The sequence below is a fragment of the Actinomyces weissii genome, assembly GCF_016598775.1.
Lineage (GTDB): Bacteria > Actinomycetota > Actinomycetes > Actinomycetales > Actinomycetaceae > Actinomyces > Actinomyces weissii.
In genome coordinates this window covers 1,422,446-1,434,820 of sequence record NZ_CP066802.1, presented here as the reverse complement: position 1 = coordinate 1,434,820, position 12,375 = coordinate 1,422,446, and the positions used below count along the sequence as shown (strand labels likewise).

Below are 12,375 nucleotides of genomic sequence, written 5' to 3'. Positions count from 1 at the left end.
ACTGACCGGGCTACCGCCGCCCCTAAACGCGCCGGTCCGTCAGGAGCCGGGCGAGGGTGCGCAGGTCCTCCGCCGCCGCCGGGTGCAGGGCCGCGCGCATGTTCTCCAAGGTGGTCAGGGCTGCGGCCACCATGTCCGCGATGCGCTCCTCGTGCTCCGCCCGGGCCCCACAGTCCTCAATCAGCCGGGTGGCTGCCGTCACCTGCTCCGGGGTGGCCTGCGGGTTGCCGACCACCTGGCCCAGCAGCGCGCGCCCCGCCGCGTCGGTGCGGCGCCAGGCCTGGGCCAGCAGGACGGTGCGCTTGCCTTCCAGCAGGTCACCACCTACCGGCTTGCCGGTGACCGCCGGGTCCCCGAAGACCCCTAGCTCGTCATCGCGCAGCTGGAAGGCCACCCCCAGCTCCTCCCCGAAGCGTGACAGGGCACCCAGGGCGGGCGATGAAGAGATCGCCCCGGCCAGCAGCGCGCCGATCACCAGCGGGTGCATCACCGAGTAGCGGGCGGACTTGTGGATCACGACCGTCAGGGCCCGGCGCTCCATGCGCAATCCGGTGCTGGCGGGGTCCTGCTCGTCGTCAGGCAGGGGCTGCACCTCAGCGCGCAGGTCCAGGTACTGGCCTACGGCGACCTCTGCGGTCATCTGGTGGAAGGCGGTGCGGGCCTCATGGGCGCAGCTGGGGGTGGTGTCGGCGACGGCCTGTGCGGCCTCGTCCATCACCTCGTTGGCGGCCGACAGCAGCAGGTCGCCCAGCAGGACCGCCCCCGAGCGTCCGAAGGTGCGGGCACAGCCCAGCCAGCCCTGCTCCTGGTGCCTGTCGGACAGGCGGACGTGCGCCGCCGGCTGGCCCCTACGGGTGGGGGAGTCGTCGATCACGTCGTCGTGCACGAGGGCGCTGGCCTGGTAGAGCTCCAGCGCCGCCCCCAGGCTGACCACTGGCGGGGAGGTCAGGAAGCTGGCACGACGGCACTCGCTGGCGGAGCGGTGGGTCAGGGCCGTGTAGCCGACCGCGGCCAGGACCGCCCGCAGGCGCTTGCCCCCGGCAGTGAGGTCGGCGGCCGTCTCCATGAGCTCCTGGGCCGCCGGGGCCAGGTGCCTCCACCGCCGGCTGCGGTACTCGACTGCTTCGCGGACGCGGGCGTCTACCAGGGGAACTATCGACGCGAGGCGGGGAGGGAGCTCAGCCATGTGCCCACACTAGTAGGAAGCTGGCACAGGCTGCGGCGGCCTGAGGTAAAAGAAGCCCGGGAATAAACTGTATGATTCGACGGTTTCCCACACGGTGTCGCTATAGGCGGCCCCCGACCGCATTCCCCCGAAAGGAACTCCGTGGCTTCTTCGACCGCTCAGCGCAAGCGTAGCAAGACCGCCCCCGTGGATGACATCCCCGTGGAGGACCGGGCGGACGAAGACGACATCGACCTGGACGAGGACCTCGACGACGACCTCGACGAGGACGACCTGGATGACGACCTCGACGACCTGGAGGACTCTGAGGAGGACGAGGACCTCGACGACGCCGATGAGCACGACGAGGACGAGGACGACGAGGAGGAGGAGCAGGCTGAGCCGGAGGCTCCGCTGGAGAAGCGCGACTACTACCTGGACGTCACCCTGCCCGAGCCGGGGGACGGCAGCAAACGCAGCCCCTTCAACAACCCGGCCTCGCTCAAGGGCGTCAAGCTGGCGCCCGGCTCCACGCTCTTCGTGCGTTCCCGCACGGTGGTGGAGAACCTGGAGCTGAACGGCAACGGCACCCTGGAGGAGCCGATCGTGCTGGCCCCCTACGGGCACGGCCCGGTGCCACGCTTCGTGCTGGGGGACTCCGCACCCATGGTCGCCCGCGACTTCCTGACCCAGAACGGCTTCGTGTTCCGCGGCTGGGTCATCAAGGGCATCAAGATGGCTCCCTCCATCGCCGCCCTAACCGGTGACCTGGAGCGGATCCGGCGGGAGGAGGCGGAGAAGGCCGCCGCCCGCAAGGGCGGCAAGCGCCGTAAGGACTCAGACAAGGACAAGGAGGGCGGCTTCACCGTCTCCGACTCCGACGAGGCCGACGAGCCCGCACAGAAGGTCGTCACCGCCGGGGCCACCGCCGACCCGGTCAAGGACTACCTCAAGCAGATCGGCAAGGTCGCCCTGCTCAACGCCGCCGAGGAGGTGGAGCTGGCCAAGCGCATCGAGGCAGGCATGTACGCCGAGCACCTGCTCGGCACCGAGGGAAACGAGATGGAGGCCCGCTACCGCCGCGAGCTGCACTGGGTGGCCCAGGACGGCCAGCGCGCCAAGAACCACCTGCTGGAGGCCAACCTGCGCCTGGTCGTCTCCCTGGCCAAGCGCTACACGGGCCGCGGCATGCTGTTCCTCGACCTGATCCAGGAAGGCAACCTGGGCCTGATCCGCGCGGTGGAGAAGTTCGACTACACCAAGGGCTTCAAGTTCTCCACCTACGCCACCTGGTGGATCCGCCAGGCCATCACCCGGGCCATGGCCGACCAGGCCCGCACCATCCGTATCCCCGTGCACATGGTCGAGGTCATCAACAAGCTGGCGCGCGTGCAGCGCCAGATGCTCCAGGACCTGGGCCGCGAACCCACCCCGGAGGAGCTGGCCGTGGAGCTGGACATGACCCCGGAGAAGGTCATCGAGGTCCAGAAGTACGGGCGTGAGCCGATCTCCCTGCACACCCCCCTGGGGGAGGACGGCGACAGCGAGTTCGGTGACCTCATTGAGGACTCCGAGGCCGTGGTGCCCGCCGACGCCGTCAGCTTCACCCTGCTGCAGGAGCAGCTGCACGCGGTGCTGGACACCCTCTCCGAGCGGGAGGCGGGCGTGGTCTCCATGCGCTTCGGGCTGACCGACGGCCAGCCCAAGACCCTGGACGAGATCGGCAAGGTCTACGGTGTCACCCGTGAGCGCATCCGCCAGATCGAGTCCAAGACCATGAGCAAGCTCCGCCACCCCTCCCGCAGCCAGGTGCTGCGCGACTACCTGGACTGAGCCGCAGCCAGACGACGCCGGTGCCCCGCGCCCGCCCAGCAGCAGGCAGGCCGGGGCGCCGACGTCGTTACCGGGGCTGCGTGCCCACGGAAGGCTGTTGGCTGCTTGTAACCGGCGAGCCCCCGCGGCGGGGACTACGTGGGCACCCGGCTCACGGTGCCGTCGTCGGTGGGGGCAGGCCCCTGCGGCGCGGATGCAGGCGGCAGGCGGCGGCCTCAGAGGGCCTGGCGCAGGGACAGGCGCACGTTCTCAAAGGCGTCGAAGGAGGAGGACAAGGACACCTCCACCTGCCGCAGCAGCTGGGCGTCACTCACCCCCGGGCCGCAGTTCAGGGCCACCGCCGCCCCCACGTGGGCGGCGCCGTCGGGCGCGGGCACGAAGAAGCAGGTAGGCCACGGGTGCTCCCGGTGCCAGTCCTCCAGCACCTCCCGCAGCCTCGGCAGCTGGGGCGCGGCGACCGGCTCCTCCATCAGCCCCAGCACGTTCAGGATCGCGCCGTTGGAGCCTGTGACCGTGAAGCGGAACACCTCCGCGCCCCAGCGCGCCAGCAGCGCCCCGTCCGGGCCTGTCACAAAGTGCCAGCCCTGCGCCGTCAGCAGCGCAGCCAGACGCGCCGCCGTCAGGGGCGTCAGCGCCTGCGACGCTGCGGCCGCCGTCTCCTCGCTCACGGCTCCTCCTCCACCCCCAGCTCAGTGGCCAGCGCCCCGAAGAACGAGGCGGCGGCACTGACTGAGTCCAGCACGTGCTGACGCAGCTGGGAGTCCGTGACCCCCACCGTGGCGTCCAGGGCCTGGACGGTGACCACCCGCAGGGCGCCGTCGTCGTCCAACTCGTAGTGGGCCTGAGGCCAGGGGCGCAGCCGGTGCTGGGCCTCGATGAAGCCGCGCAGGGTCTCCAGGTGCCCCAGGCCCAGCCCCAGGTGCCAGGTGCCGCGCACCAGCAGCACCTCCTGGGCGGGCCCGCGCAGGTAGAAGGCGAACTCGTCCAGGTTCCAGGTGGTGCGCAGCTCACCCTCCGGGCCGATACGGTGCCGCCAGCCCTCCTCGGTGCAGGCCGCCAGCAGCCGTTCCCGGCTCAGGGGCAGGACCGGCTCGGCGGCGGCTCCCGGTGCGGCGATGGCCCCAGGCTCGGCGGCGGCTAGCGGTGCGGCGGTTTCTGGTGCGGAGGCAGCTCCGGGCTCGGTGGCGGCTAGTGGCGTGGTGCCAGCGAGCGGCGTACCGCCCTCCAGCGGCTCAGGCTGTGCGTCCACCGGGGCGGCTCACTCGCCCTCGCGCAGGCGGGCCGACTCGTCCTGGACGAACAGGGCCACCTGCTCCAAGGCGGCGGCGTTCTTACGGCCGTGGTGGGCGCAGAACAGCAGCTCGCCCGAGCTCAGCACCACGCGCACGTAGGCCTGCGCGCCGCAGGCGTCACAGCGGTCGGCAGTGGTCAGGGGGCGGTCAGTGTGGGAGGCGGGAGCGGGGGAGTCCGACACGGACGCGGGGGTCACCGACTCGGTGACGGCGGGGCTGGTCGCGTTCATGCCTGGATAACACCACGGCGGCTGCGCCAATTCCGCCAGGTTTACCGGCATTCCGCCCCTGGCGCAGCGTATGCGCCAGAGGCGAACGAGGCGGTCCGACACAGGACCGCCCGCCGCCACCCGCGGTGACGGCGGGGAAAGTCGCCCGGTGACGGCGCGGGAAGACAGCCTGTGCGAGCCGATCCGCTAGGTTTCGCGTGTGTCCGTATCCAGCTCCAGCGCCCCACCGGTGGCCAGCCCCAGCGACTACTCCGCCCGGCACCTGTCCGTGCTCGAGGGCCTGGAGGCCGTGCGCAAGCGCCCCGGTATGTACATCGGCTCCACCGACCAGCGCGGCCTCATGCACTGCGTGTGGGAGATCGTGGACAACGCGGTGGACGAGGCCCTGGAGGGCCACGCCACCCGCATCGACGTCACCGTCCACGCCGACGGCTCCATCGAGGTGCGTGACGACGGGCGCGGCGTGCCCGTGGACGTGGAGCCCTCCAGCGGCCTGACCGGCGTCGAGCTGGTGTACACCAAGCTGCACGCGGGCGGGAAGTTCGGCGGCGGTTCCTACGGCGCGGCAGGCGGTCTGCACGGGGTGGGGGCCTCCGTGGTCAACGCCCTGGCCGCCCGCATGGACGTGGAGGTGGACCGCGGCGGCCGCACCCACGCCATGAGCTTCCGGCGCGGCGTGCCCGGCGTGTTCACCGACCCCTCCACCGGGCCCACCCTGGCCGCCCCCTTCGAGGAGTTCACCCAGGCCACCGAGCTGCGTGTCACCGGCAAGGTGCGCCGTGGCGTGACCGGCACCCGCGTGCGCTACTGGGCCGACCCCCAGATCTTCCCCCAGCCCGACCGCTACGACGCCGACGCCCTGCGCGCCCGCCTGCGCCAGACCTCCTTCCTGGTGCCCGGCCTGACCCTCACCCTGCGTGACGAGCGCAGCCCCGAGGCGGTGGCCGCCGCCGGCTCCGGCGTCGGGAGCAGCGGGACGGCAGAGACCACCGGGCTGGCTGCCGCCAGGAACGCCACCGAGGCCCCCGGGGACCTGTTCGACACCGGGGCCGAGGACGGCGTCGAGGTGTTCCAGGCCAAGGGCGGCACCGCCGACTTCGTGGACTTCCTGGCCACCGACGCCTCCGTGACCGACACCTTCCGCCTCACCGGCGAAGGCACCTTCACCGAGACCGTCCAGCAGCTCGACCGGCGCAGCGGGCACCTGCGGCCCGTGGAGGTGGAGCGCACCTGCGGCGTGGACATCGCCCTGCGCTGGGGGATCGGCTACGACACCACCGAACGCTCCTTCGTCAACATCATCGCCACCCCCATGGGCGGCACCCACCTGACCGGCTTCGAGCAGGCCCTGACCAAGGTGCTGCGCAAGCAGATCGACGCCAACGCCCGCGCCCTGAAGGTCACTGCCCGCGACAGCAGGATCGAGAAGGACGACATCCTGGCGGGACTGACCGCCGTCGTCACCGTGCGCGTGCCCGAGCCCCAGTTCGAGGGGCAGACCAAGGAGGTGCTGGGCACCGCCCCGGTACGCAACATCGTGGCCAAGGTCGTGGAGCGCGAGCTCACCGCCCTGCTCACCTCCTCCAAGCGCGACCTCAAGAGCCAGTCGCGGGCCCTGCAGGAGAAGATCGTCGGCGAGATGCGCGCCCGCGTCTCCGCGCGCATGCACAAGGAGATCACCCGCCGCAAGACCGCCCTGGAGACCTCCACCCTGCCCGCCAAGCTCGCCGACTGCCGCAGCGACGACGTCGCCGCCTCCGAGCTGTTCATCGTGGAGGGCGACTCCGCCCTGGGCACCGCCAAGAACGCCCGCAACTCTGAGTTCCAGGCGCTGCTGCCCATCCGCGGCAAGATCCTCAACGTGCAGAAGGCCTCCCAGGCCGATATGCTCCACAACGCCGAGTGCTCGGCCATCATCCAGGTGGTGGGGGCGGGCAGCGGGCGTACCTTCGACCTGTCCCAGGCCCGCTACGGCAAGGTCATCCTCATGACCGACGCCGACGTGGACGGCGCCCACATCCGCACCCTGCTGCTGACGCTCTTCTTCCGCTACATGCGGCCTATGATCGAGGCCGGGCGCGTCTACGCCGCCGTGCCCCCCCTGCACCGGGTGGAGGTCAGCGCCCAGGGGCGGCGCAAGAAGGAGATCATCTACACCTACTCCGACGCCGAGCTGGTGCGCACCCTGCGTCGCATGGAGAAGCAGGGCCGCAGCTTCAAGGAGCCGCAACGCTACAAGGGCCTGGGCGAGATGGACGCCCACCAGCTGGCCGAGACCACCATGGAGCCGGAGCACCGCACCCTGCGGCGGATCACCCTGGCCGACGAGGCCCGGCTCGCCGAGGCCGAGAACGTCTTCGAGCTGCTGATGGGCTCCGCCGTGGAGCCCCGCCGGGCCTTCATCGTGCAGGGTGCGGAGCAGGTGGACCGCGAACGGATCGACGCCTGATGGCCCCGGTCTACGGCACTGAGCACCACGCGGGGACCGGGCTGTGGTCCCTGCTGCGCTCCACCCCGCGCTCCACCATGCCCAGCATCCTGCGTTGGCAGCCCCTGTCCGCGCAGGACAACCCCGAGCTGGCGGCGCTGATCGCCCGGGCCGAGGCGGTGGACAACCCCCCGTACCGCACCAGCGAGGCGGAGACCGCCGAGTACTTCATGGACCCCAGCTACGCGGGCGTCGCCGGGTGGGACGCGCAGGGCGTCATGCGTGGCTTCGGTCTGGTACGGCTGCGCCCTGGGGAGGAGGTGTACGCCTCCATGACCGGTGTGGTGGACCCGTCCTGGCGGGACCGGGGGATCGGGCGGGCGCTGCTGCGCTGGCAGGCGGAGCGGGCCCGCCACCTGATCGGCCTGGAGCGGGCCGCCCGGGCCGGGGGAGCGGGGGAGCCCGGGCCGGGGCACGTCGTCACCACCGTGCTGGCCGACGACGAGCGCATGAAGAGCCACCTGGAGGCCATGGGGCTGCGCCCGCTGCGCTGGTACCAGGAGCTGCGGCGTCCCCTGTCCCTGGAGGTGCCGCAGGTGGAGCTGGGGGCATTCCTGTCTGTAGAGCCGTGGACGCCGGAGATCGACGACGCCGTGCTGCGCGCCCACAACGCGGCCACCCTGGAGTCCCTGGGGGAGGCTGGCCGGGCGCTGCGGCTCAGCCCCGAGGAGTGGGCGGCGGGGCGTACCCACGTGGAGCCCGCCTGGTGCTTCGTGGTGATGGACCGGTCCGGTGACCGGGCGCGCGTGGCCGGGTACCTGCGCTCGGCGCGTTTCGAGCAGGACTGGGAGGCGCTGGGCTGGCGGGAGGGTTACACCGACATGCTGGGGGTCCTGGCGGACTACCGGGGCCGGGACGTAGGCCGGGCGCTGCTGGCGGCGGCCATGCGCGCCTACGCGGCGGACGGCATGGACTACGCGGCCGCCGGGGTGGACTCTGACAACCCCACGGGCGCGGCTGACCTGTACGAGGCCCTCGGCTACCAGCCGATGCGCGGCACCATCCTCTACGGCATGGACGTCTAGCCCCTGTGAATTCCCGCGAGACCGGGACATCGGTACCGCGAGACCGGGACATATGGCTCACGAGACCGGTAAGGGTGGCCTTAGTTGTGGATAACTCAGGTAGGTTTCCGGTTGCGGACGGTCTCGACGGCGGGGCTGGGCGGAGCCTTGGCGCCCATTTTGGGTAGGCAGGGGCTGGCTTGCACACGTTACGAGGGGCGTGGCTAACAGTAAACCGGGGTTTTCCCGTGCAATCACGGGGAAAGTTCTGCGGCGAGCTTCTACCTGGCGGTTTCCCGTACCCCCACTAGGTGTGCAACGACGACGTTGCTGCACACCTCGCGCGGTGCTCCACGTTACACGTACACCAGAAACGTTGAGATCCCAACAACCTCCACTATCTAGTATGTGCAACCCCGGAGCCTGGGCGGAATATGCAGTCACCCCCGGCACCGGCGGCCTTCACTAACGGTCCCAGCGGACTTGACTCACACCACCAATGGCCTTCCGTGTGCGGACATCGAGGCGTCGGCCCCCGGTGTCAGCACCAGGCTGACCTATACGCAAGCAGCTCAACGGCGTTGCAGCGGCAGCACAATCCCCACCAGCCTCTAACTAAGGTTACCCTTACCGGTCTCGTGAGCCATATGTCCCGGTCTCGCGGTGAGGGAGGGGGTTGTTAGCCGAGGGCGGCGATGGGGGCGCTCAGGGGGGAGCCGGAGGCGTCCCGGCGCTCATCCACCTCGGGCAGCGTGACCGCCTGCCCCCCGGCACCGACGGCTCGCGCCGGGCCCACACCCGCCCAGGCCAGCACCAGCTCGTCCTCACCCCGCAGGAAACGCTGCGCCCGTACGCCGCCGGTGGCCCGTCCCTTGGCCGGGTAGCGGTCCAGGGGGCTGACCTTCACGGAGCCGGAGCCCATGCCCGGCAGCGCCCCCTGGGAGGCGGCCACCGTCACGACCACCGCCTCAGCCAGCAGCTCGGCGGGCACGCTGGCCGCCGCGATCACCCGGGCGCCCGGGCGCAGCGAGATGCCCGCCATGCCCCCGGCCCCACGCCTCTGCGGGCGCACCTTGGCGGCCTCGAAACGCAGCAGCTGGGCGTCGCTGGTGACCAGCACCAGCAGGTCGGTGTCCGCCGCAGCGCCCGCGAAGACCACCCGGTCACCCTCGGCCAGGGAGATCACCTCCCAGGAGTCGCCGCGGGCAGGCTCGTCGCCGGGCTTGACCCGCTTGACCACGCCCTGCGCCGTCGCCAAGGTGATGGGTGCCTCCGCTCCGGGACCCACAGGCGCCAGCCCCACGACCCGCTCGTCGGGGAGGAGGTCCACCAGCAGACCCGCCGGGGTGCCTCCGGCCAGGGACGGCGCCCCCTCCAGGCGCGGCACCTCCGGGACCTGCACCACGTCCAGGCGCACGAGCCGCCCGGCGTCGGTCACCACCCCGACCTGCCCCCGCGCCGTGCCGGGAACCTGGCTGGTCAGGGCGTCGTGGGCCTGGCGGGGGCCGGAGCGGGGCACCGGCTGGGAGCCGCTGGTGCGCACCAGCAGCCCGGTGGCGGACAGCAGTACCCGGCAGGGGTCGTCGGGGATGGTCAGGGGCACGTCCTTGGCCCCCACCAGCGCCGTCATGGCTGCCTGCTGCGCCGCCAGCGCGCCGCCTGCACCGGCCACACCAGCCGCACCAGCCACCCCGCCCCGCGCGGACGCCGCCCCTCCACCGGCAGCCACAGCCCCCACGCCGGGAGCCTCCAGCAGCACGGTGCGCCGCGGCGTGCCAAAGCGCTCCGCCACCTGCGCCAGCTCCTCGGAGACCACGCGGCGCAGGAGCGAGTCGTCGGCTAGGATCGCCTCCAGCTCGGCGATCTCCTGGGCCAGCTCCTCCCGCTCCTTCTCCAGCTCCAGCACGGAGAACTTGGTCAGGCGGCGCAGCTGGAGCTCCAGGATGTAGGTGGCCTGCGGGTCGGTGAGGTCGAAGACCTGCATGAGCCTGGCGCGGGCGGTGGCGGCGTCCTCCGAGGAGCGGATCAGCTCGATCACCTCGTCGATGTTGAGGATCGCCACGAGCAGCCCGTCCACCAGGTGCTGGCGCTCCTGGCGCCGGGCCAGGCGGAAGCGGGTGCGCCGCTCCACGACCACCAGGCGGTGGCGCACGAACACGTCCAGCAGCTCGCGCAGGCCCAGGGTGGAGGGCCGCCCGTCCACCAGGCACACGTTGTTGATGCCGAAGGAGTCCTCCAGGGGCGTGTGCTTGTAGAGCTGGGCGAGCACGGCCTCGGGGTTGTAGCCGTTCTTGACGCCGATCACCAGGCGGGTGCCGTTCTTGCGGTCGGTGAGGTCGGCGACGTCGGTGACGCCCTGGAGCTTCTTGGCGGAGACGGCCTCCTTGATCTTGGCGATGACCTTCTCGGGCCCCACCAGGTAGGGCAGCTCGGTGACCACGATGCCCTTCTTGCGGGCGGTGAGGTTCTCGATGCGGGCGGTGGCGCGGGTGCGGAAGACGCCGCGGCCGGTGCGGTAGGCCTCGCGCACGCCGTCGAGCCCCACGATCATGCCGCCGGTGGGCAGGTCGGGGCCGGGCACGAAGGCCATCAGGTCCTCCAGGGTGGCCTGGGGGTGGGAGACCAGGTGCCGGGCGGCGGCCACTACCTCCCCCAGGTTGTGGGGCGGCATGTTGGAGGCCATGCCGACGGCGATGCCGTAGGTGCCGTTGACCAGCAGGTTGGGGAAGGCGGCGGGCAGGACGTCGGGCTCGGTGAGGGTGTAGTCATAGTTGGGGGAGAAGTCGACGGTGTCCTCGTCGATGTCGGCGGTCAGGGCCAGGGCGGGGGCGGCCAGGCGGGCCTCGGTGTAGCGGGAGGCGGCGGGACCGTCGTCCAGGGAGCCGAAGTTGCCGTGCCCGTCGACCAGCGGCAGACGCAGGGTGAAGGGCTGGGCCAGGCGCACCAGGGCCTCGTAGATGGCGACGTCGCTGTGGGGGTGCAGGCGGCCCATGACGTCACCGACGACGCGGGAGGACTTCACGTGGGGCTTGTCCGGCCGCAGCCCCATGCGGTCCATCTGGAACAGGATGCGCCGCTGGACGGGCTTGAGGCCGTCGCGGGCGTCGGGCAGGGCGCGGGCGTAGATGACCGAGTAGGCGTACTCCAGGTAGGAGCTGCGCATCTCGGTGGACAGGTCCTGCTCGACGATCTCACCGTCTACGGGTGGCGGGGCGGCGGTCGTGGACTTTGGCGACATGGGGGCATTGTCGCTGTTGACGGCGGCTTCCGGCGCAGCGACACCCTGGCTGGCTGGCGGGGCCTGGGCGTGGGGCGCGCGGTGGTCGGACGGCGCCGGTGGGCTGCGGGTGGACGGCGTTAGCTGCCGACGTAGGGGCGCGTCCTGGGCTGAGGCTAGGTGCTGTTGACTGCCGACGGCGGGATGCGCGGTTACTGGGCCGCGCAGGTAGCCGACGGCGGGGCCTGGGCGTGGGGCGCGCGGTGGTCGGACGGCGCCGGTGGGCTGCGGGTGGACGGCTTTAGCTGCCGACGGCGGGGCAGGGACGGTGGTGCCGTGCTGGTGGGTGCTGTCGGGTCGGGGGCTGCTTGGCGTGCGACGGCGGGGCATTGGTAGACGGCAGCGGTTTCTGTCAGAGGTGGGTGGCACAATGGCGGCATGGTCAAAGCAGCACGAGGATCCGGTGGTCAGCAGGGCAGGGCCGCACATGACGGCGGGGCCGTCCAGGCACAGGAGGCCCACAGCGCCGCACTGGCCTGGGAGGCGCTGGCCCAGGAGGTGCGTCACGCCGCCTTCTACCCGGAGCTGGTCCTGGAGACCCTGGAGCTGGTCCTGGCCGGGGAGCCCCTGCAGGCCAGCCTGGTGCAGTCGGAGACCACCGTGGCCGACGCCGTCCACCGGCACCTGACGGCCCTGGCGCTCACCAGCACCCGCCTGGTGGTGGTGCACGTAGACGACGTCCCCCGGGACGACGGCAGGCTGGGGGCGGTGGCCACCAGCGAGGCCGTGCCCGTCTCCCGCATAGGCTCCGTGTCGCTGAGCCGGGGCGTGGTCCAGCCGGACAAGGACGGCGGCCAGCTCACGGAGATGACCATCGCCGCGGCCTGGGGGGCCGTACGGCGCCTTGACCTGGAGCCCACCGGCTGCGCCGACCCCCAGTGCCAGGCGGACCACGGCCTGTCGGGCGTGTCCGTGCCGGACGACATAGTCATCCGGGTGGCCGCCGGGGTCGAGGGCGTGGACGCCCTGACCAAGGCAGAGGCCTTCGCCCGCAGCCTCGCCCGCGCTACCGCCCAGGCCGCCGGGGCCCGCCTGTGAGCCCGGCACAGGCCGTCAGCCCAGAGGAGGGCATGAGCACAACAGAGA

General features: G+C 71.7%; 9 protein-coding genes. 4 read left to right on the top strand and 5 right to left on the bottom strand.

Annotated elements, in window-relative coordinates; genetic code table 11:
* Positions 1–22: 22 nt before the first annotated feature.
* The gene (locus JG540_RS05905) at positions 23–1,186 is read right to left on the bottom strand and encodes a polyprenyl synthetase family protein (RefSeq protein ID WP_200274731.1); all 1,164 of its coding nucleotides are present in this window, start codon (positions 1,184–1,186) and stop codon (positions 23–25) included.
* Positions 1,187–1,327: 141 nt separating this feature from the next.
* On the opposite strand from JG540_RS05905, the gene JG540_RS10345 reads away from it, so the two are divergent.
* Positions 1,328–2,998: an RNA polymerase sigma factor gene (locus tag JG540_RS10345; protein WP_234042700.1), complete on the top strand. Its 1,671-nt coding sequence runs from the start codon at positions 1,328–1,330 to the stop codon at positions 2,996–2,998.
* A 215-nt stretch (positions 2,999–3,213) separates the two neighbouring features.
* On the opposite strand, the gene JG540_RS05895 is transcribed toward JG540_RS10345, so the two are convergent.
* Genes JG540_RS05895 through JG540_RS05885 form a run of 3 tightly spaced genes read right to left on the bottom strand, consistent with a single transcriptional unit; the run spans position 3,214 to position 4,520 of the window.
* Complete coding sequence (locus JG540_RS05895; RefSeq protein WP_200274730.1) at positions 3,214–3,666, bottom strand: YbjN domain-containing protein; 453 nt, start codon at positions 3,664–3,666, stop codon at positions 3,214–3,216.
* Positions 3,663–4,247, bottom strand: coding sequence for a YbjN domain-containing protein (locus tag JG540_RS05890; protein WP_200274729.1), 585 nt, complete (start codon positions 4,245–4,247; stop codon positions 3,663–3,665). Before JG540_RS05890 ends, JG540_RS05895 begins: the two co-directional genes overlap by 4 nt.
* A gap of 9 nt (positions 4,248–4,256) precedes the next feature.
* A complete protein-coding gene (locus JG540_RS05885; RefSeq protein WP_200274728.1) occupies positions 4,257–4,520 on the bottom strand; it encodes a DUF7455 domain-containing protein in 264 nt (87 codons plus the stop codon).
* 199 nt (positions 4,521–4,719) lie between these two features.
* Between JG540_RS05885 and JG540_RS05880 the strand changes: the two genes are divergently transcribed.
* The gene (locus JG540_RS05880; protein ID WP_234042699.1) at positions 4,720–6,969 is read left to right on the top strand and encodes a DNA gyrase/topoisomerase IV subunit B; all 2,250 of its coding nucleotides are present in this window, start codon (positions 4,720–4,722) and stop codon (positions 6,967–6,969) included.
* Positions 6,969–8,033 carry a GNAT family N-acetyltransferase gene (locus tag JG540_RS05875; RefSeq protein ID WP_200274727.1) on the top strand — a complete coding sequence of 355 codons (1,065 nt, stop codon included), beginning with the start codon at positions 6,969–6,971 and terminating at the stop codon, positions 8,031–8,033. The genes JG540_RS05880 and JG540_RS05875 overlap by 1 nt, the downstream gene beginning before the upstream one ends.
* A 658-nt stretch (positions 8,034–8,691) precedes the next feature.
* Here the strand turns inward: JG540_RS05875 and JG540_RS05870 are convergent.
* On the bottom strand, positions 8,692–11,250 hold the full coding sequence (locus tag JG540_RS05870; protein WP_200274726.1) for a DNA gyrase/topoisomerase IV subunit A: 2,559 nt from the start codon (positions 11,248–11,250) through the stop codon (positions 8,692–8,694).
* Positions 11,251–11,667: 417 nt separating this feature from the next.
* On the opposite strand from JG540_RS05870, the gene JG540_RS05865 reads away from it, so the two are divergent.
* The gene (locus tag JG540_RS05865) at positions 11,668–12,327 is read left to right on the top strand and encodes a DUF5998 family protein (RefSeq protein ID WP_234042698.1); all 660 of its coding nucleotides are present in this window, start codon (positions 11,668–11,670) and stop codon (positions 12,325–12,327) included.
* Positions 12,328–12,375: the final 48 nt, after the last annotated feature.